Annotated in this window: 8 protein-coding genes and 1 pseudogene; 7 read left to right on the top strand and 2 right to left on the bottom strand. The window is 74.0% G+C overall.

The window, feature by feature from the left end:
* Positions 1–108 precede the first annotated feature (108 nt).
* The 7 genes and pseudogenes from HEP81_RS04135 to HEP81_RS04105 all read left to right on the top strand — a co-directional run bounded on the left by HEP81_RS04135 (position 109) and on the right by HEP81_RS04105 (position 18,803).
* A complete protein-coding gene (locus HEP81_RS04135) occupies positions 109–1,083 on the top strand; it encodes a TetR/AcrR family transcriptional regulator C-terminal domain-containing protein (protein ID WP_037657018.1) in 975 nt (324 codons plus the stop codon).
* A 133-nt stretch (positions 1,084–1,216) separates the two neighbouring features.
* Positions 1,217–1,630, top strand: coding sequence for a hypothetical protein (locus HEP81_RS04130; protein ID WP_037657019.1), 414 nt, complete (start codon positions 1,217–1,219; stop codon positions 1,628–1,630).
* 57 nt (positions 1,631–1,687) lie between these two features.
* Positions 1,688–2,377 carry a VOC family protein gene (locus HEP81_RS04125; RefSeq protein ID WP_037657021.1) on the top strand — a complete coding sequence of 230 codons (690 nt, stop codon included), beginning with the start codon at positions 1,688–1,690 and terminating at the stop codon, positions 2,375–2,377.
* 224 nt (positions 2,378–2,601) lie between these two features.
* A complete protein-coding gene (locus HEP81_RS04120; RefSeq protein WP_051850239.1) occupies positions 2,602–8,895 on the top strand; it encodes a non-ribosomal peptide synthetase in 6,294 nt (2,097 codons plus the stop codon).
* Between the two features lie 56 nt (positions 8,896–8,951).
* Positions 8,952–16,241 (top strand): annotated as a pseudogene (locus HEP81_RS04115) (non-ribosomal peptide synthetase); the annotation flags it as partial.
* Complete coding sequence (locus HEP81_RS04110) at positions 16,238–17,494, top strand: cytochrome P450 (RefSeq protein ID WP_037657024.1); 1,257 nt, start codon at positions 16,238–16,240, stop codon at positions 17,492–17,494. The pseudogene HEP81_RS04115 and the gene HEP81_RS04110, both read left to right, overlap by 4 nt.
* 10 nt (positions 17,495–17,504) lie before the next feature.
* The gene (locus tag HEP81_RS04105) at positions 17,505–18,803 is read left to right on the top strand and encodes an MFS transporter (RefSeq protein WP_243279283.1); all 1,299 of its coding nucleotides are present in this window, start codon (positions 17,505–17,507) and stop codon (positions 18,801–18,803) included.
* A 19-nt stretch (positions 18,804–18,822) separates the two neighbouring features.
* On the opposite strand, the gene HEP81_RS04100 is transcribed toward HEP81_RS04105, so the two are convergent.
* Together HEP81_RS04100 and HEP81_RS04095 are read right to left on the bottom strand one after the other, a co-directional pair.
* A complete protein-coding gene (locus HEP81_RS04100; RefSeq protein WP_037657027.1) occupies positions 18,823–21,738 on the bottom strand; it encodes a helix-turn-helix transcriptional regulator in 2,916 nt (971 codons plus the stop codon).
* Between the two features lie 137 nt (positions 21,739–21,875).
* Positions 21,876–22,091: a hypothetical protein gene (locus HEP81_RS04095; RefSeq protein ID WP_037657029.1), complete on the bottom strand. Its 216-nt coding sequence runs from the start codon at positions 22,089–22,091 to the stop codon at positions 21,876–21,878.
* Between the last annotated feature and the right edge of the window lie 37 nt (positions 22,092–22,128).

Genomic DNA, 22,128 nt, shown 5'->3' with positions numbered 1-22,128 from the left:
CACAGTGCACTAGTGCGTGAGAGTGCTGAGAGGGGGACGTACGGGCTTATCGCCAGGTGTCGCGGGCTTACGATGGCCCCCTTCAGTGCACTAGTACGGAGGATGTCCATGAGCGGACAGGCGGTGTCGCGCTCCGGTCAGATCGTCGGCGAGCTGCGCCGGCGGATCGAGACGGGCGAACTGGCGCTTGGCGAGCGCGTGCCCTCGACCCGGGAGATCACCCGCCAGTGGGGCGTGGCCATGGCGACGGCCACCAAGGTGCTGACCGAGCTGCGCCGCGAGGGCCTGGTCCGCGCCGTACCCGGCGTCGGCACGGTCGTGGCGCCCCCGGCGCGGCCCGCCCGCCCCGCTGCCGCCACCCGGCGCGGCACCCGGTCCGCCGACGCGTCCGCGGCCCCGTCGGCGCTCGCGCTCGACCGGATCGTCACCGCCGCGATCGAGGTCGCCGACGCGGAGGGGCTGGCGGCGGTCTCGATGCGCCGGGTGGCCGCCGAACTCGGCGTGGCGACCATGTCGTTGTACCGGCACGTCACCGACAAGGACGACCTGCTGACGCGGATGCTGGACACGGTCATCGCACGGGACCCGCTGCCCGCCGACCCGCCACAGGACTGGCGCGCGGCGATCGAGCTGGCCGCCCGGCGGCTGTGGGGCCAGTTCCGCCGCCACCCGTGGCTCGCGCCGGCCCTGTCGGTGACCCGCCCCCAGATGGTGGTCTCGGCCCTGCCGTACAGCGAGTGGATGCTCTCCGTCCTGCACTCCCGCGGCCTCGACCTGCGAACCGCCTTCACCGCGCATCTGATGCTGCTCAACTACGCCCGCGGCATCGCCGTGAACCTGGAGTCGGAACGGGAGGCCGAGGCGTACAGCGGCCTCGACAGCGAGCAGTGGATGGACACCCGGGAACCCGAACTCCTCGACATCCTGGCCAACGGCCGCTTCCCCGTCCTCTCCCGCCTCGCCACGGCGGGCTACGACCTCGACCTGGACGCCCTCTTCGAGTTCGGGCTCCAGCGGCTGCTGGACGGGGTGGCGGCGCTGCTCGACCAGGGCCGCCGGGGGGAGACACCCTGCACCCCGTGACCGCGCTCCACCTGGTTGGGGGATGACCCCCGCATCACCCGTCCGCACCGCCGAAGGCGACGCCGAGCGGCCGTCCGTCGAGGCTGGACCTGACAGAGGTACGCCGCGCCACCGGAGAAGAGGGTGCCCCCGTATGCCACACCACGCCGCGAGGACGTCGGAGGCCGCCCGGGCTGCCCGATGGGCGGGGGCGCTGCTGTGTCTCGCGGTGGCCGCGATCCATGTCGTGGACCAGGGCGGCATCACGGCGACGAGGGATCCCCGGTATGTGGGCGTCGCCTACCACGTCCTGGAGATCGCGGCCGTGGTCGCCGCCGTACTGCTCCTCGTCGGCCTCGTCCGCCCGGGATGGCTGCTGGCCGCCGGGGTCGCCGTCGGGCCCCTGCTCGGTTACGTCCTCTCCCGGGGCCCGGGACTGCCCGACTACCGTGATGACATCGGCAACTGGACGGAACCGCTCGGGCTGGCCAGCCTGGCCGTCGAGGGCGCGCTGCTTCTGCTGTCGGTGCCGCTTTTCCTGCGAAGCCTGCGCCGGGCAAGCCACTGAGGCTGAAGTGTCCGACGGCCGACGGGGGTTGTCAGTGCCGGGCGCTACGTCTTCCGCATGACCTTCGCGGAGAGCAAGAGCGAGCGTATCCGGCCGGAGCGCTTCCATGGGAGCGCCGGTGTGGAGGACTGGCGCGTCGTGGGCGAGGGGGCGTGCGCGTACTTCCGGACCGGGTCGTTCGCGGTCGGTGCCCGGTTCGTGGGGGCGATCGGAGAGTTGCCCGGCGCCGAGGGCGATCACCCGGACGTCGACGTGCGGCAGGACGCCGTGGTCGTACGGCTGATCGCGGTCACGGACGACTACTACGGGCTGACCGAGCGGCACGTCGAACTGGCCCGGCGGATCTCCGCGGTGGCCCGCACGCTGGGCATATCGGCCGACCCGTCCGCCGTGCAGACCGTCCAGGTCACCGTCGATGCCCTCGAAGGCCCGAAAGTGGTGGCGTTCTGGCGTGCGCTGCTCGGCTACCAGGACCGTGCGCACAGCGGCGAGGACCTGATGGACCCGCTCCGCCGCGGGGCACCGTTCTACTTTCAGCCGATGGACGCACCGCGCCCGCAGCGCAACCGGATCCACATCGACGTATGGGTGCCCTACGACCAGGCCGAGACCCGGATAGCCGCGGCGCTCGCGGCCGGCGGCCGACTGGTGAACGACGCCGACGCCCCGTCGAACTGGGTCCTGGCCGACCCCGAGGGCAACGAGGCCTGCGTCGGCGTGGCCGGCCCACCCGCCCCGACGGAGTAGCGGGCCCGCCACCGTCATGCGTACGGCTGTGACCTCGCTCGCTCGACCCGGACGCCCCTCCAGGAGCAGGACCCGGTCCGCTGTACCGCAAGGGCGCGCCGCCCTCAGCTCTGCCCCCGCCCCCAGAACCGCAGTCGACTCTGCTCACACCGCTGCGTCTTCTTCCCTGGGGAGTGCCCGCCGGTGGCGGCAGGCTGCTGGGAAAAGACGGCTGGGAGGCGACAGTGACAACAGGCCCGGCCCCTGCGGGGGCGCCGAACGACGTGGACGCCCGGACGGCGTCCTTCGCGCAGCGCCGGCTGTGGTTCATGGACCAGCTGGCGGGGTCCTCCAGCGGGTCGATGCTGCCGTTGGTGCTGCGGCTGCGGGGGCGCCTCGATGTCGACCGGCTGGAGCGGTCGCTGGACGGGATCGTGGCCCGGCACGAGGTGCTGCGGACGCGGTTCACCGCCGTGGACGGGGAGCCGGTGCCGGTCGTGGACGCGCCCGCCGGGCTCACGCTGCGCCGGGTCACGGCGGACGGCCCCGAAGAGCTGTACGCCCGCTGCCTGGGCCGCCCCGTCGACCTTGCCGAAGAGCACCCGATCCGCGCCACCCTCGCCCGGGTAGCCGAGGACGAGCATCTGCTGCTGGTCGAGGTCCACCACATCGCCGTGGACGGGTGGTCCTGGGGCGTGCTGCTGGAGGAACTGGCCGCCGGATACCGGGGCGAGGAGGTCCAGCCGCCCGCCGTGCAGTACGCCGAACTCGCCCGCACACAGGCCGACCGGCTCTCCGGCGCCCGGCTGGAACGGCTGCTCGGGCACTGGCGGGAGCGGCTGACCGGGCTGACCCCGCTGGAGCTGCCGACCGACCGGCCCCGGCCCCGGGTCTGGGACGGCTCCGGTGACGTCGTCCGCTTCGACCTGCCCGCCGAACTGGTCACCGCCGTGGACGGGCTGGCACGCTCCCACCGCGTCACCCGGTACATGGTGCTGCTCACCGCCTACCAGGCGCTGCTCGGCCACTGGTCGGGCCGTACCGACGTCGCCGTGTGCAGCACCCTCGCCGACCGGGCCCAGCGCGGTGCCGCCGAGCTGATCGGCCCGCTGGTGAACACCGTCGTGCTGCGCACGGACCTGTCCGGACGGCCCGGCTTCGACACCCTGCTGGAGCGGGTACGGCGCCGGGTGCCGGCCGATCTGTCGCATGCCGAGGCGCCCTTCGACCTCGTGGTCGGCGCGCTCGGCGGATCCCGGGACCTGTCCCGGCACCCCCTCGCCCAGGCGTCGTTCACCCTGCTCAACTCCCCGATCCGGCCGGTGCGGATGGCGGACCTGGACGTGGCGCTCGTCGAACCGCCGCTGACCGAGACCCCGTTGGACCTCTTCCTGGACCTGACCCTGCGCACGGACGGCAGCATCGCCGCCATCCTCCAGTACGCCACCGCCCTGTTCGACGCCACTACGATGCGCGCCTTCGGGACGGCGTACGTCGCCCTGCTGCGGGCCGTCATCACCCAACCCGCCACTCCCGTACACGAGTTGGCGCGCACCCTGGCTGCCGGGCCCGGTGCGCCCGCGCGGCCCAGGAGCGACTGGCACCACGCCCCCGACCGGCCCGCGGCACCCGCGGCACCGGTCGCCTTCTCCGGGCGGCCCGACGCGCTCGCGCTGCGCTGCGGCGACGACAGCGCCACGTACGCGGAACTCGACGCCATGTCCGGCGGACTCGCCGCCGCCTTGCGTGCCGCCGGAGTCACCGCCGGCAGCCCGGTGGGTGTCGTACTGCGCCGAGGTCTGTGGTCGATCGCCGCCATCGAGGGGATCTGGCGGGCCGGCGGGGTGTACGTACCGCTCGACCCCGAACTGCCCGCGCAACGCCTCGCGTTCATGGCGCAGGAGGCCGGGCTCGCCTGTGTCCTCAGCGCACCGGCGACAGCCGTGACCGCCGCCCCGCTCGCGCCCGTCGCCGTCGACGTCACCGCCGTCACCCCGGACCCGGACGGGCCCCGTCACCGGCCCGACCCCCAGCAACTCGCCCATGTCATCTTCACATCCGGGTCCACGGGACGCCCCAAGGCGGTCGGTGTCGAACACGCCGCGCTCGCCTCGCACGTGGCCGCCGCGCGGCAGCGCCTCGGCATCACCGCCGCCGACCGGGTGCTGGCCTTCGCCTCCTTCTCCTTCGACGCCTCTCTCGACCAGGTGCTGCCCGCCCTCACCTCCGGCGCCACCGTCGTCATGCGCCCCGAGGAGCCCTGGCTGCCCACCCAGGTGCCGGAGATCGTCCAGCGGCACGAACTGACCGTGGTCAATGTGCCGCCCACCTACTGGTCCGAGCTGGCCCTCTCCCTCGACCGGCGGCTGGCCGCCGCCCTCGCGCCGCTGCGGCTGCTGGTCCTCGGCGGCGAGGCGGTACCGGCCGACACCCTGGCCGTCTGGCGGGCCGCCGTGCCCTGGGTGCGGGTCTGCAACGCCTACGGGCCCACCGAGACCACCGTCACCGCCACCACCTACGACGCCGAGGAACCGCCCGCCGACAGCGTGCCCATCGGCCGCCCGCTCGGCGACCGGCGGGTTTACGTGGTGGACGCGGACGACGAGCAGGTGCCCGTCGGGGTGTCGGGCGAACTCCTCATCGGTGGCATTGAGTTGGCACGCGGCTACCTCAACCGGCCCGCGCTGACCGCCGACCGCTTCGTCCCCGACCCTTACGGCCCGCCCGGTGGCCGCCTCTACCGCACCGGCGACCTCGTGCGCTGGACGACCGGGGGAGAGCTGGAATTCGTCGGCCGCCGCGACGACCAGGTCAAGATCCGGGGCTTCCGTGTCGAACTCGGCGAGGTGGAAGCGGTGTTGCGGGCCTGCCCGCTGGTCGCCGCGGCCGCCGTCCGGCCCGACCGCGCCACCGGACAGGCCCTCACCGGCTATGTCGTACCCGCCCCGGACGCGCCCGCCGCGCCCGACCGGGCGGAGCTGCGGGCCTGGTGCGCCCGCTATCTGCCGCACTACGCCGTCCCCTCCGACTACGTCACCCTGGACGCCCTCCCGGTCGGCGTCTCCGGCAAGCTCGACCGGGGCGCCCTGCCCGACCCCGACCGGGGCCGCCCGGCCGACGACGCCGCCTTCGCCGCGCCCCGCGACGAGACCGAGCGGATCGTCGCCGAGGTGTGGGCCGATGTCCTGGGCCTGGAGCGGATCGGCATCGACGACAGCTTCTTCGACCTGGGCGGGCACTCCCTGCTCGCCACCATGGCGGTCTCCAGGATCGCCGGGCGGCTCGGCCGGGACATCGAGCTGCGCACCGTCTTCGAGCACCCGACCGTACGCGGCTTCGCCCCGCGGGTGGCCGGCGCCCGCACCTCCGGCACGACCGAGGTGGTGCCCGTCGACCGCGCCCGCCCGCTGCCGCTGTCCTTCGCGCAGGAGCGCCTGTGGTTCCTCGACCGCACCTCGGACCGCGGCGACTCCTATCTGCTGTGGTACTGCTGGCGGGTCCGCGGCGGACTCGAACGCGACGCATGGCAGCGGGCGTTGGACGATCTGGTGGCCCGGCACGAGGTGCTGCGCACGGCGCTGATCGAGTCCGACGGCCGCCCGGTGCAGCAGGTGTGCGACCCGGTGGGCGTGCCCTTGCACTGGGAGGCGGCGCCGAAGGGGCCGGACGAGGAGTCCCGCCTGGACGCCGTACGGCAGCGGGCCGCGGCCCTCGCCACCCGCCGCTTCGACCTCGCCCGGCCGCCCCTGCTGCGGGCCGGCGTGTGGGAGCTGGCCGACGACGACCATGTGGTTCTGCTCGCCCTGCACCACGCCGTCACCGACGGCTGGTCCAAGGGCGTCCTGCTGGACGAGCTGGCCCACCACTACGCGGCCCGGCGTGCGGGACGGGAGGTCCACCTTCCGCCGTTGCCGGTCCAGTACGGCGACTTCGCCGTATGGCAGCGTGAACGTGCCGAGAGCGGGGCGCTGGAACCGCAACTCGCCTACTGGGAGCGGGTGCTGGCACAGACGCCCGCCCTGGAGCTGCCCACTGACCGGCCCCGGCCGGCCGCGTTCACCGGGCGCGGCGGTGCCGTCGAGATCGATCTGCCCGCCGCGTTGGTGCACCGGGTGGACGCCTTCGCCCGGGAGCGCGGCGCGACCCGGTTCATGGTGCTGCTGGCCGCCGCCCAGGCGGTGCTGGCCCGCTGGTCGGGACAGACCGACGTCCCCGTGGGCACGCCTGTCGCCGGGCGCGGCCGCCTTGAACTGGAGCCGCTGGTCGGCTTCTTCGTCAACACCGTGGTGCTGCGCACGGACCTGTCCGGGCGGCCCACCTTCGCCGGGCTCGTGGACCGGGTGCGTGAGGTGGTGCTGGGCGCCTTCGACCACCAGGAGGTGCCGTTCGAGCGGGTCGTGGAGCGGCTGCGCCCCGCACGCGATCTGTCCCGCAACCCCCTGTTCCAGGTGATGGTGGACGTCCAGGACGCCTCCACCGGCGGCGCCGGGCTGCCGGGGCTCGACACCAGAGACTTCCAACTGCCCTGGGGATCCGCCAAGTTCGATCTGACGGCCACCTTCGTGGTGCGGCCCGACGGGTTCGCCCTCAACGTCGAGTACGCCGCCGACCTCTTCGAGCCGGCCACCGCCACCCGGTTCGCCCGCCATGTCGGACGCCTGCTGGAAGCCTTCCTCGCCGACCCCGGCACCCGGGTGGACGCGGCACCGCTGCTGTCCGCGGGGGAGCGTGACCTGCTGGTGGCGACGGCGGGGCGCGAGGTGCCGCCCGCACCGGCGTTCCGGGTGGCCGGCCGCCCCGCCGACCCCGCCGTGGTGTGCGAGGGCACGAGCCTCGACTATGCCCGACTGGACGCCCTGACCGGTGGGTTGGCCGCCAGCCTCGCCGACCGGGGGGTCGCTCCCGGTGACCCCGTCGGGGTGTGCGTCGGGCGAGGCGTCTGGTCCGTGGCCGCGATGCTCGCCGTGTGGCGGGCGGGCGGCGTCTACGTCCCGCTCGACGCCCTGCTGCCCGAGGACCGGCTCCGGTACATGCTCCAGGAGGCCGGGGTACGGCACGTGGTGGCCGACGCGCACACCGGCGCGAAGGTCACCGCGCTCGGGGTCGGCGCCGTAGCCGTCGAGGACGTACGACCGCTGCCCGACGGACCGACGCGCACCCCCGACCCGAGCGACCTCGCCTACGTCATCTTCACCTCAGGCTCCACCGGCCGCCCCAAGGCCGTCGGGGTAGAGCACCACGCCCTGGACGCCCATGTGGCCACCGCCCGCGAGCGGTTCGCGCTCAGTGCCGAGGACCGGGTGCTGACCTTCGCGTCCACGTCGTTCGACGCCTCGCTGGAGCAGATCCTGCCGGCGCTGAGCACCGGCGCCACGGTGATCGTGCGCCCGGACGAGATCTGGGCGCCGGAGGAGCTGGCCGCCCGCGTCGCGGCCGAGCGGGTCACCGTCATGGAACTCACCCCGTCCTACTGGGCGGAACTGGTCTCCCACCTGGACCGGCTCGCCCCGCGGCTCGCCTCGCTGCGGCTGCTGGTGACCGGTGGGGAGGCACTTCCCGCCGATCCGCTGGAGCGGTGGTTCGCGCATCTGCCGCAGGTGCCCGTGCTCAACACCTACGGGCCCACCGAGTCGGTGATCTCGGCCACCGCGCACACCGTGGACGGCGCCCGCGGCGGACGAGTTCCCATCGGCCGGCCCCTGGGCGGGCGTCGTACCTATGTGGTCGACGCGCGGGGCGAGCTCGTCCCCGAGGGTGTCCCTGGCGAACTCCTCGTCGGCGGGCGCGAGTTGGCCCGTGGATATCTGGGGCGGCCGGCGCTGACCGCCGAGCGGTTCGAGCCCGACCCGTTCGGGCCGCTCGGCGGGCGGCTCTACCGCACCGGGGACGTCGTACGCCGACTGCCCACCGGCGAGCTGGAGTTCCTCGGCCGCAACGACGACCAGGTGAAGATCCGCGGGTTCCGCGTCGAGCCCAGGGAGGCCGAGGCGGCACTGCGCCGGCACCCCGGGGTCCGGGCCGCGGCGGTCGTCGTCCGCACCCTGCGCGGCGAGGCCGCCCTGGTGGGCTACGTCGTCGCCGACGGGCTGTCGGAGGAGATCCTCCAGACGCACTGCCGGGCCCAACTGCCGCACTATCTGGTGCCGTCGGCGTTCGTCCTGCTCGACGCGCTGCCGCTGACGGTCCAGGGCAAGCTGGACACCGCCGCCCTGCCCGAGCCCGCGGCACCCGAGGCGACGGCCTTCGTGGCGCCCCGCAGCCCGGCCGAGACGGTCGTCGCCCAGATCTGGTGCGAGGTGCTCGACCTGCCCCGGGTCGGCGTCCACGACGACTTCTTCGCCCTGGGCGGCCACTCCCTGCGCGCCGTCGCCGTCGCCTCCAGACTGCGTACCGCGTTCGACTGCCCGCTCCAGGTCAGGGACCTGTTCGAGCATCCCACGGTGGGGCGGCTCGCCGCCGAGGTGGAGAGCCGACTGCTGGAGTTGATCTCGCAGATGAGCGACGACGAGATCGACCTCTCCCTCACCGCCGACTTCTGAGGGCCTTTCGCCCCGACACCCGCTTCCTTCCCATGAGTTCAGATCGGAGTGCCCTCATGACCACATCCGACGTGCGCCCAGGACCCGCCGCCCCGTCCGCCACGCTGTCCCCGGCCGCCCGGCGCCTGCTGGAGCAGCGGCTGCGCGGACTGACCGGCGCCCGCGACGACGGCCCGGTCCGCATCAGCCCGCGCCCCGAGCGCATCCCGCTGTCGCCCGCCCAGCAGCGCCTGTACTTCCTGGACCGCCTCGACCCCGGGGCCGCCACCTATCTGCTGCCCGCCGCCTGGCGGTTCACCGGCCCCCTGGACCTGCCCGCGCTGCGCGCCGCCGTCACCGACCTCACGGCCCGGCACGAGCAGCTGCGGGCGGTCTTCCCCGAGCACGAGGGCCTGCCCTACCAGCGGATCCTGCCGCCCGACCCCGCCTGCCTCGACCTGGTGGACGCCACCGGACCGGCCGGCGCGGACCAGGAGGGACGGCTGGCCGCCACCGTGCACGCCGCCGCGCTGCGCCCCTTCGACCTCGGCCGGGAGCCCGCCTTCCGCGCCACCCTGGTCCGCGCCGCCGACGACGACCATGTCCTGGTCCTCGGCATGCACCACATCGTCTCCGACGGCTGGTCCCTCGGTCTGATCGTCCGCGACCTGACCGAGCTGTACCGGGCCAGGACCGGGAATCGTCGCGCCGAGCTGCCCGAACTGCCCCTGGACTACACGGACTACGCGATCTGGCAGCGCGGCGGCGACCAGTCCGCGGCGCTCGACCACTGGCGCACCAGGCTGGCCGGCCTCACCCCGCTGGAGCTGCCCACCGACCACCCCCGCCCCGACACCCCGGGCGGCCGCGGCGACGCCCATGTCCTCACCCTGTCGCCCGCGCTGACCGGTGCGCTCGGCGAACTCGGCCGACGCGCGGGCACGACGTCGTACATGACGGTGCTCGCCGCCTTCCAGGCCGCGCTGGCCTTCCACAGCGGGCAGCAGGACATCGCGGTCGGCACCGTGGTGGCCAACCGGGAGCGGGCCGAGACCGAGCAGCTCGTCGGGTTCTTCGTCAACACCCTGGTCATGCGCGGTGACTTCAGCGACGACCCGACGCCGGCCGTGCTGCTCGCCCGTACCCGGGAGCGGGTCCTGGAGGCGTTCTCGCACCAGTCGCTGCCCTTCGAGCGGGTCGTGGAGGCGCTGAGCCCCGAGCGCGATCTCGCCCGCAACCCGCTGGTGCAGGTCCTGTACACGCACACCGACATCAGCGGCTCCGCGTTCGACCTCGGCCGGGCGACCGGGACGCCGTTCCGGATCGACCTCACCACCGCCAAGTTCGACCTCACCCTCGATCTGCGCGACGGCGACGGCCGCACCGAGCTGGCGTTCGTCTACCGGCCCGACCTGTACGACGCCGGGACCGTGGCGGCCCTCGCCCGGCACACCGTGAACCTGCTGGAGGCGTTCTGCGCCACCCCCGACACCCCGCTCAGCGGCATCGACCCGCTGACCCCCGCCGAACGCGCCCACCTGCTCGGCCCGAACGGCCCCGCGAACGCCGGCAACGAGCCCCGGACCGCCCCGCGCACCGCCCCCGACCGGCTCGCCGAGCACATTGCCCGGGCGCCGGAGGCGATCGCGGTACGCGGCACCCACAGGACGGCCGGCCGCTCCCTGACCTACGCCCAACTCGACGCCCGGGCCTCGCACCTGGCCCGACGGCTGCGCGCGGCCGGGGTCACCCCGGGCTCCCTGGTCGGCGTCTGCCTCGACCGCACCCCCGACCTGGCCGTCGCCCTGCTCGCCGTCTGGCGCGCCGGAGCCGCCTACCTCCCGCTCGACCCCTCCCACCCGAAGGCCCGCCGCGAGTTCACCGTCGCCGACTCCGGCATCGAGTGGATCGTCACCGACAGCGCGACCCGCGGCGCCGTGGAGCAACTGCCGGTCCGCCTCATGGCGTTGGACGAGGAAGGCGGCGCCGAGGCCCAGACCCCCGACATCCGCCCCGCGCCCGGCGACCTCGCGTACGTCATCTACACCTCCGGCTCCACCGGCCGCCCCAAGGGCGTCGAGGTCACCCACGGCAATCTGGCCTGGCTGCTGGCCGCCGCCGACCGGCACTTCGACTTCGGCCCGGACGACGTGTGGACGCTGATGCACTCGCCCGCCTTCGACTTCTCGGTCTGGGAGCTGTGGGCGCCGCTGACCAGCGGCGGACGCGTGGTCGTGCTCGGCGCCGACGAGGTCCGCGATCCGGCCGCCGTGCACCGGGTGCTGCGCGAGCAGGGCGTCACCGTCCTCAACCAGACCCCGGCCGCCTTCAAGGGTCTGCGCGCCCACCTCAAGAGCACCGGGAGCGACTTCGCCGAACTCGCGCTGGGCACCGTGGTGTTCGGCGGCGACGCCTTCGACGTCCGCGACTACGGCGACTGGTTCACCGCCCCGGGCGGGAAGCCCGCCCTGGTGAACATGTACGGCATCACCGAGACCACGGTGCACGTCACCTTCCGCACCATCACCGAGAACGATGTGCACGGCACCGTCCGTTCCCCCATCGGCCGTCCGCTCACCGGACAGCACGGGTACGTCCTCGACCCCGGAGGCCGGCTCGTGCCGCCCGGCAGCGTCGGCGAACTGTACGTCTCCGGCGGCGGCGTGGCCCGCGGCTACCGCAACCGGCCCGAACTGACCGCCGAACGCTTCCTGGACGATCCCTTCGGCGCGCCCGGCGCCCGGATGTACCGCACCGGCGACCTCGTACGGGTGCTGCCCGACGGTGAGTTGGCGTATCTCGGCCGCGCCGACCACCAGGTGAAGATCCGCGGCTACCGCATCGAACCCGGCGAGATCGAGACCGCGCTGCGCGCCCTGCCCGGCGTCGCCGATGTCGCGGTGGTCGCCCGCCGGGACGGCGAAACGGCCCGCCTGGTCGCCCATATCGTCACCCCGGAGGCCCGCCCGCTCGACGCGCCCGCGCTGCGCGAGGGGCTGCGGCTGACCCTGCCCGACTACATGGTGCCCGCGCTGTTCGTCCGGCACGAGCGGCTGCCGCTGACCGCCAACGGCAAGGTGGACCGCGCCGCGCTCACCGCCGTCGCCCCCGCCGCCGCAGGACCCGGCACCCATGTACCGCCCGAGGGCCCGCTGGAGCAGGCCCTGGCCGGGGTGTGGAGCCAGGTGCTCGGCGCCGAACACGTCGGCCGCGGCGACAACTTCTTCGACCTGGGCGGCGACTCGATCCTCGCGCTGCGCCTGGTCGGTCTCGCCAGGCTCGCCGGACTCGGCTTCTCCGTCGCCGACGTCTTCCGCACCCGCACCCTCGCCGACCTCGCCGGCCTCGTCACCGAAGCCGTCGACGAGCCCGCCCCCGTCGCCCCGTTCTCCCAGCTCGACCCCGCCGACGCGGGCCGGCTGCCCGACGGGCTGGAAGACGCCTATCCGCTGACCATGCTCCAGGCCGGCATGCTGCACGAGATGCTCGCCGACCCCCGGCGCGGCGCCTACCACAACGTCACCGACCTGAAGATCAGCACGCCTGAGGGCTTCGACCGGCATGCCTTCCAGGCGGCCGTGGACGCGGTGGTCGCCGGACACCCCATCCTGCGCAGCTCCGTCGACCTCGTCACCTACCGCGAACCCCTCCAGCTCGTGCACCGCGCCGCCCGTCTGCGGGTCGGCTACACCGATCTGCGCGGGCTGCCCCGCGACGAACAGCGCGCCCGGCTGCGGGAGTTCGTGGACGAGGAGTTCGAGAAGCGCTTCGACCTGGCCGCCGCGCCCCTGGTCCGCATCCATCTGCACCACATCACCGACCACGATCTGCGGCTGGTGCTCACCGACTGCCATGTGGTGCTGGACGGCTGGAGCCTCACCTCGCTCGTCGCCGACCTGCTCGCCCTGCACCGCGAGGCCGTCGCCCACGGCACCACGCCCCGGCCGCCACAGGCCCCCGCGTTCGCCGAGTACGTGGCCCTGGAGCGGGCCGCCCTCGACAGCGAGGAGTCGCTGACGTACTGGCGCGACAGCCTCGCCGACCTGCGCCCGGTGACCTTCCGCCGCCGGGTGCAGGGCGACGCGGGCGCCGACCGGCCGCCGGTGCACGAGGTCCGGCGCTCCTACGCCCATCTCGCCGAGCGCATCGGGAAGTTGGCGAAGGAGGCCGGGGTGCCGCGGCGTACCGTGCTGCTCACCGCCTTCCACCACACCATGAGCCTGTTCGCCGACCGCGACGAGAGCGCCCTCGGACACAGCATCGGCCTGGTCACCAACGGACGGCCCGAGGTGCCCGGCGCCGACCGGATGCGCGGACTGTTCCTGAACACCGTGCCGTTCGGTGTCGCCCGCCCGCGCGGCAGCTGGCGCGCCTATCTGCGGGACGTGTTCGAGGCCGAGCAGGAGATGCTGCCGCACCGCAGGGTGCCGCTGGTCCGCATCGCCCAACTGCGGCCCACCGAGCCCAGCCTGACGGACACCGTCTTCAACTACGTCAACTTCCACCGGCTCTCGCACTACTCCTGGGACGACTCCCTGGAGATCGCCCGGACCATGTTCCCGCTGCTGGTCAACGCCAGCGTCAACGCCTTCACCCTCGATGTGGACCCCGAGTTCGTCGCCCCCGCCACGGCCGAGCAACTGGCCGACGTGTACTGCGCCCAGCTGGAGGCCATGGTCGCCGGGCCCGACGCCCGGGTCACCCGGCCCGCGCTCACCGGCACGGCCCGCGCCACCGCCCTCGACGTCTGGGCACGCGGACCCGAGATCCCGTCCTCGCCGCTGATGCTCCACGAGCACATCGCCGGGCACGCCGCCCGCACCCCGGACGCGATCGCCGTCGAGCACCGCGGACACAAGCTGTCGTACGGTGAACTCCAGGAGCAGGCTGAGCAGTTGGCCAGGAGGCTGCGGAACCTCGGCGTCGGCCCGGAGACGGTCGTGGGCATCTGCGTCGAACGCGGCCCCGACCTGGTGCGCGCCGCCGTCGGGGTGCTGCGCTCCGGCGGTGCCTTCCTGCCGCTCGACCCCCAGCACCCCACCGAGCGACTGAAGTTCATGGCCGACGACAGCGGCATGCGGGTCCTGCTGACCCAGCGCGCCCTCGACGGCACGGTCCCCTTCGACGGCCCCGTCCTCCATCTGGACGCCCCCGCCGCGCACGTCGAGCCCGTCCCCGGCCGGGAGCCCGACGCCGACACCCTCGCCTACATCATCTACACCTCGGGCTCCACCGGCACCCCCAAGGGCGTCGCCCTGCCGCACCGCGGACTGTCCAACATGCTCGAAGGCCAGCGCGACCTGGTACGCCCCACCCCCGGGGACCGGGTGCTCCAGTTCGCGTCGTTCGGGTTCGACGCCTCGATCCTCGAACTCACCTGGTCCCTCGCCAACGGCGGCCGCCTGGTCACCGCGCCCAAGGAGGACCTGCGCCCCGGTCCCGACCTCGCCCGCACCCTGCGCACGGCCCGCGTCACCTGCGCCATGCTGCCGCCCAGCGCCCTCGCGGTGCTCGGCGAGGACGACTTCCCCGAACTGCGGGTCCTCCAGGTCGCCGGCGAGTCCTGCCCGGCCGAACTCGCCGACGCCTGGTCGCGCGGCCGCCGTTTCCACAACGTCTACGGCCTCACCGAGACCTCCGTATGGTCCGTCGCCGCCGAACTGAGCCCCGGCCAGGGACAGCCGCCCATCGGCACCCCGATCCGCAACACCCGCGTCCATGTCCTGGACGACGACCTCCAGCCCGTCCCGGCCGGCGTCCCCGGCGAGATCTACCTCGGCGGACAGGCCGTTGGCCGCGGCTACCTCGGCCGCCCCGGACTCACCGCCGCCACCTACGTACCCGACCCCTACGGGCTCCCCGGTGACCGGCTGTGCCGGACCGGCGACCTCGGCACCCACCGGCCCGACGGCTCCGTGGAATGGCTCGGCCGCCGCGACTCCCAGGTCAAGCTGCGCGGCTTCCGCATCGAACTCGGCGAGATCGAGCACGCGCTGCGGGCCCTGCCCGAGGTCCGCCAGGCCGTCGTACTGCACCGCACCGACCTGCCCGGCGGCGAACCGGCCCTCGTCGCCTACCTCGTCCCGCAGGGCCCCGCCGCGCCCACGCCCGAGGAACTGCGCCGCGCCCTGCGCGCCTCGCTGTCCGCGTACATGATCCCCGCCCGGTTCGTGCTCCTCGACGAACTGCCCGTCAACCGCAGCGGCAAGATCGACAAGCGGGCGCTGCCGCTGCCGCCCGCAGAACTCGACCGGGAAGACACCGAGTTCGTCGCCCCGGCCACCCCGGCCGAGAAGGTGCTCGCCGAGATCTGGCGCGAAGTCCTCGGCCTCGCCCGGATCGGCGTCCACGACGACTTCTTCCGCATCGGCGGCAGCTCCCTGTCCACCGTCCGGGTCTCCCTGATGTCCGCCGGACGCGGCCTGACCGTCTCCGTCGGCGATCTGATCGAGCACCCCACCATCGCCCAGCTCGCCGAGCACGCCACCCGCGCGGCCGGAGCGGGCCTGCCCGCCGCCGTCACCTCCGAGGTACGGCTGCGCGAGGGCACCGGCGAGCCGCTGTGGTGCGTGCACCCCACCGGCGGCAGCGCCGCCTGGTTCGTACCGCTCGCCCGCGCCCTGCCGCCCGGCCGGCCCGTGCACGCCTTCCAGGCGCGCGGACTGCTCGGCGGGGTGGACCCGAGCACCGTCACCGGGATCGCCGCCAACTACGTCGCCGAGATCACCGACCGCACCGCGGACGTCACCACGGTCACCACCGGCGAGCGGGCCCCGCACGCCCTCCTCGGCTGGTCCATGGGTGCCAACATCGCCCTGGAGATGGCCACCCAGCTCGACCGCGCCGGGCACCCGGTGGCCCCGCTCGTCCTGATCGAGCCGTACCTGCCCAACCCCGCAGCCCGCGCCCGGCTGAACGGCGTCACCGACGACCTGCGCACCGCCTGGCGCCAGCGCGACCTGATCCGGCAACTGCCGCCGTCCCCGGAGCGCGACCGGGCCACCGCCGAACTCACCGCCACCCTGCTGGGCGCCGGCATGAGCCCCGCCGAGGCGGCCCTGGTCGAGAACGCGCCCATCGAGGTGTGGCACTCCCTGCTCGCCGCCCTCGCCGGCTACGAGGTCCGCCCCTACCCCGGCCATATCCACCTGGTGGTCGGCAGCGAGGCCGCGGGACTGCCGCGCGGCCGCACCATGCCCGGCCTGGACGTCGACTACGACACCTATCTCGCCCGCTGGCGCGACCTGGCCGGCGGCGGGCTCACCGTCCACATCAGCGAGGGCGACCACATGTCGATGATGGCCGAGCCGAGGGTGTCCGGCATCGCCGAGATCCTCGTCGCGATCAAGGAGGGGGAGAACCGATGACGACGGCGACCCCGACGAGTACGGCGACCGTCCCCGCGACCACGTTCACCGAGCGCTACCTGCTGTCCCCCGACATGATCGCCGACCCCTACGGTCACCTCGACGCCCTGCGCGCGTACGCCCCCGTGCACTGGAGCCCGATGCACCACGCCTGGCTGGTCACCGGCTACGACCAGGTGATGCGCTGCCTGCGCGACCCGGGCGTCACGGCCGACCGGGTACGGCCCCTGATGGACGCCGTGCCGCAGGGCGCCCGCGAGGACGCGGAGCGGGCGTTCGGGATCCTGTCCCGCTGGATGGTGTTCAACGACCCGCCGCAGCACCGCAGGCTGCGCCAGGTCTTCCAGGAGGCGTTCGCCGCCCGGGCGGTGGCCCGCTACCGGACTTTCACCGAGAAGGCGACCCGGGCCGTCCTCGCCCGCAAGGCCGTTCCGGGCCGCACCGGCGACCTGATGGCCGACGTGGCCAAGCCGCTGCCCGCGCTGGTGTTCGCCCGCTGGCTCGGTATCCCCCGCACCGACGCCGCCGCCTTCTGGTACTGGAACGCCCGCGTGGCCGACCTCGTGCTCGGCACCGCCCAGGAGGAGAGCGAGTACCGGGCCTCCCTCCAGGCGCTGGTGAGCCTGGAGGACTACCTCGCCGGGCTGGTCGCCCGGCGCCGCGCCGAACCCGCCGACGACCTGATCAGCCAGGTCCTGAAGGAGGGCCGGGTGGGGGAGTCGGTCACCGAGGAGGAGTTCGTCGGGATGCTCACCCAGATGGCGTTCGCCGGCGGGGAGACCACCAGCAACCTCATCGCGAACACGGTCCTCGCCCTGCACACCCGCCCCGGCCAACTCGCCGCCGTACGCGAGGATCCCGAGCTGGCGCAGGGCGCCGTGGAGGAGGCGCTGCGCCTGGACGGCCCGTCCAAGATGTCGATCCGCGCCGCCGTCTCCGATCTGGAGCTGGACGGCCACACCCTGCGGGCGGGCGACCGGATCTTCCTGGTCACCGCCGCCGCGAACCGGGACCCGGCCCGCTTCCCCGACCCCGGCCGGTTCGACGTCCGGCGCACCGGCGCCACCCACCTCGGCTTCGGCTTCGGCGCCCACTTCTGCATCGGCGCCGCGCTGGCCCGGCTGGTCGCCGTCGCCGCCGTGCGGACGCTCGTCAGTGACCACCCCGGCCTGACCCTGACCGACCCGGGCGGGCTCACCTGGCAGCCGTCCCTCCTCAACCGCAGCCTCACCGCGCTGCCCGTCCGCTACTGACCGGACCGCCGTGAGCGTCCGCACCCCCGAAAGGCACACCATGGCCACCACCCTCGCCGGCGCCGGTCCCCGGCTGTGGGCACCCGCCCGCCAGCGGCCCTTCCGACTCCTGTGGCTGGGACAGTCGTTGTCCCTGCTCGGGGACGGCTTCAGCGTCGTCGCGTTCTCCTGGATCACCCTCGGCCTGACCGGCTCCACCCTCACCCTCGGCTACGTCCTCGCCTTCCAGGCCGTGCCCCGCGCCCTGCTCACCCTGGTCGGCGGCACCCTCAGCGACTCCTGGTCCACCCGCACCCTGATGATCGCCTCCAGCTGGACCCGCGCCGCCCTGATGGCCGGGGTCGGACTGGCCGGGCTCACCGGGCATCTGACGGTCTGGATGCTGTGCGCGGCGGCCGCCGCGTTCGGCACGGTGGACGCCTTCTTCCAGCCGGCCCGGGTCTCGATCCTGCCCTCGGTGGTGGACAAGGACCTGCTCACCCCGGCCAACGCGCTGCTCGGCGCCGGTTCGCGCACCGCGGCCGTCGTCGGGCCCGCGGTCGGCGGTGTGGTCATCGCGCTGACCCGGGCGCCGGTCGCCTTCGTGGTCGACGCCGTCTGCTTCGCGCTGTGCGGCTGGTGCGTGTCCCTGATCGCCACCCGGCCCCGCACCGCCGCGCCGCAGCAGCCGGCGGACCCCCGGGACGGCGAGGAGACGGAACGCCCCCCGTCCCTCGGTGCCCGCATCCGCGAGGGCATCGCCTTCACCCTCCGCGACCCGCGGCTGCGCACGGTCGTCGTCCTCGACACCGCCGTCAACTTCTGTTACGCGGGCCCTTTCACGGTCGGTTTCGCCACCCTCGCCGAACAGGTGCTGCGCGGCGGCTCGGCCACCCTGGGCGTGCTCAACGGGTCCCTCGCCGGCGGCGCGATGCTCGGCACGCTGGCGGGCGGCGCCATGGGCGGCCGGCCCCGGGTCGGTCTGCTGGTGGCCGCACTGGCCGGCTGGCTGGGCGCCGGGATGGCGGTCCTCGGCCTGGTGCACAGCACCCCGGCGGTCGTCGCGACCGTGCTGGCCATGGGCTTCGCCATCGGCTTCCAGGGGGTGTTCGGACTGAGCTGGATCCAGCGCAACATCCCCCAGGAGGTGCTCAGCCGGGTCATCTCCGTCGACATGGTCCTCGGCTACGCCGCCGCCCCGCTGTCCCTCATCGTGTGCGGCGCGCTGGCCAGGACCGGCACGCTCGCCCTGTTCGGAGTGGTCGCCGCGGTGCTCGCCCTCACAGGGCTCGCGGTGCTCGGCTCCCGGGCGGTGCGCGAGATGCGTTAGGGCCCCTTCGAAGAAGGCCCTAGGAATCGCGCAGGGCGGCCGAACGCGCGCACAGATCCGCGCGGTTGGCCGCCCCCGTCTTCGTGATCAGGCTGGCGATGTGCTTCTCCGCCGTACGCGGGGAGATGAACAGCCGGTCGGCGATGTCCTTGTTGGACAGCCGCTCCGCGAGCAGCCGGAACACCTCGAACTCCCGGACCGTTATGCCCTGGGCGCGCAACGGGTCCGGGATGCCGCTGCTCCCGGTGCGGTGCTGGCGCACGGGGGCACCGAGCCGGCGCAGCCCCGCCCGGCAGGCGCCCGCCACGGCCGGGATGTCCCGCTCGTGGAAGTAGTGCTCCGCCTGCCGCAGCCAGCTGACCGGATCGCCCCAGCCGTCCTGGTGCGCCGCGTCCGCGATCAGCCGCAGCCCGAGATGCCGGGCCAGCGGATACGGCTCCGCCACCGCCTGCGCCGCCTCGACCGCACGCGCCGCCCCGGCCCCCGCGCCCTCCCGGCCCAGCAGCACGGCCTCCGTGAGCAGCACGAAGTGCCGGTTCCAGCGCATCCGGGCCATCGCGGTGGCGGTGATCTCCGCGTGCCGGGTGCGGTCCGCGCGCCCGGCCAGTACGTCCAGCAGCAGCACCATGCCGTGGGTGCCGCTGAGATGGTACGTCGAGGGGTTGTCCGCCTCCAGCGCCAGCACCGTGCCCAGATCCTCCCGGGCCTGCTCCCGGTCCTCCTCGAGGAGCGCGCAGAACGCCCGGGCCAGACCGTGGCTCAGCGGCTCCTCCTGCGAACCGGCCCCGTCCCACTGCGCGAACGCGGCCAGCGCCGCCTCCATCCCGGCCCGGTCGGCATGGTGCGCCGCGAGGACGGCCTGTGCCATCAGGACGTACCGCACGGCGGGCGCGAGCCGCAGCCGTCGTACGACGGGCAGGCACTCGGCGGCGGTCGCGCGCGCCGTGTCGTGGTCACCGCGCAGTACGGCGTCGAGTACGAGGATGCCGTCGACGGTGTGCACGATGTTGACCGAGCCGAGCCGCAGGGCCTCCTCGCGTGCCGCCAGCAGGCCCGTGGCGTCGCCCTCGGCGAGCCAGGCGTTGCCGCCGAGCCGGGTGGCCGCGTACATCCGCTGCAAGGGGAGCCGGTGGCGTTCGGCCGTGGCGAGGGCCTGCCCGAGCATCGCCTCGGACTCCTCCGGGTCGCGTTCGCGGGCCACGGTGGCGAGCAACTCCTGTGCCTGGCAGGCGACCACGGGCAGCCCGTGCCGTTCGGCGGTGTCGGCGGCCGAGCGGGCCAGCTTCTCCGCGTGCTGGGTGCGGTCGGGGCCCGGGGTGTCGAGGGCCAGATAGGCGGCCGTCACATCGACGGTGGCGGCGGTCATCTCGTCCGGCGCGCTCGCCAGCACCTCACGGGCGCGGGCCACCTGCCGGTTGCCGTCGCTCCACCGCCCCGCCGTGTGGGCGACCTTGGCCAGCCGGGCGTGCAGCGTGGCGAGGCGGACGGGACTGAGCCCGGAGCCGCCCAGCAGATGCAGGTCCTCGGCCAGTTCGAAGGCGCGCGCGAAGTCACCGGCCTCGGCGAGCGCCGGCAGCAGGTTCTCCAGGACCGCGGCCCGCCCCTGCGCGTCACCGGCCTCGGCGAGCAGGTTCTCGGCACGGCTGAGCAGGGTCACGGCGGAGCCCAGCGCCCCGGCCGCAAGGGCCCGGCCGCCCGCGTCCGCGAACAGCAGCCCGGCCGCGCCCCGGTCCCCGGCCTCGCTGCGCAGCCCCGCCGCCAACGCGCACCAGTCGCCGCCGAGTTCGGGATGCAGTTCCTCGACCGCCTCCGCGCCCCGGCGCGCGAGGTCGGCCCGCTGGCCCGGCGTCATCTGCGTGAACAGGGCCTCCACGGTCAGCGAGTGCCGGAAGGAGTACCAGTCGGGGGCGGGTTCGTCGGGGATCACCAGCCGGGCCGCGACCCCCGCGTGCAGATGGCTGAGCAGCGCGCGGTCGTCCACGCCGCTCATCCGCTGGAGCACGGTCAGCGGGAAGCGCCGGCCCAGCACGGCGGCCGCCGACAGCAGGGTCAGGCCCTGCGCGCCCAGCCGGTCGATGCGGCGCAGGATGTCCCGCGCCAGCGTGGAGGAGACATCGCTGCGCAGATCCCCGATCGCCCGCCAGCCGTCCTGGCCCTGTACCAGGGTGCCCGCCCCGATCATGGTCTGGAGCAGCTCCTCGACCAGGTACGGGCTGCCGGAACTGTCCTCCCACAGCCGCTGGAGCACCGGCTGCGGCACCTCCTGCGGGTCCGCCGCGCCCAGTTGGGCCGCGACCATCTCGTCCGCCTGCTCCCGGGTCAGCGGCGGGATCTCCAGCAGGGTCGCGGCACCGCGCCGGCGCGCGGACTGGGCCAGGTCCAGCGCGTCGCTGAAATCCGTGCGCACGGTGGCGAGCAGCAGGACGGGCGTGTACTCCAGGTTGTCCACGAGGTATTCGAGGACGCCGAGCGTCTCGGGGTCGGCGTCGTGCAGATCCTCCAGGAGCAGCAATTGGCCCTGGCCGCGCCCGGCCGCGATCAGCAGCCGCAGCACCGCCTCGCCCAGGATGACCATGGAACTGCTCTCGCGCTCGCCGGTGTCCCAGTCGGGAATCAGCCGTCCGAGCACCGGCCGGTACGGGCCAAGGGCCAGGTCGTCCATGGACTCGCCGCCCCGGAACAGCGACATCAGCGCCTCGGTCAATGGCCGGAACGGCACCGCCGGGCCCGTGGTGCTGCTGCGGCCGCGCAGTACCCGCATACCGGAGTCGAGCGCACCGCCCACCACCTCGGCCGCGAGCCGCGACTTGCCGACGCCGGCCTCGCCGACCAGAAAGACCACACCACCGCGTCCCTGTTGAGCACCGCTCAACGCACGTTCGAGGAGGTGGAGTTGGGGACCCCGCCCGACCAGGGAAGGCGTATGGGAACGCATGAACGCAGATGATAATCGGAATATCGCGACCTGTGGCAGGTCGCCCCGTCCGGACCGTGCCGCTCCGCTTGGACACACGGCGGCGCGGACCCGCAAGACGGGTCCGCGCCATCACGCCTGTGGCAGTCGGCGGTCGCCTACCGGGGGGCGGAGACCGACGTGTCGATGGTGCTCAGCGTGATGACAAGGCCGCTGGTGAGGACCATTCCGGCCAGCACCCGGGCGCGGGCGCAGGCGCGGTTACGGCCCTTGAGGGTGATGCCACCGGCCGCGTCCTGCTCGTCGGCGGCGATCTCGGCGGCGATCTCCGTGGCGTCGGCGGTGGCGGCGGTGGCGGCGAAGTTCTTGTCCATGAGGTGATCCCCTTCAGATGGTCCCGCGCGGGTGGGC

The sequence above is a fragment of the Streptomyces griseofuscus genome (genome assembly GCF_014673495.1).
GTDB classification, from domain to species: domain Bacteria; phylum Actinomycetota; class Actinomycetes; order Streptomycetales; family Streptomycetaceae; genus Streptomyces; species Streptomyces murinus.
This window is presented reverse-complemented; position numbering and strand designations above follow the sequence as displayed.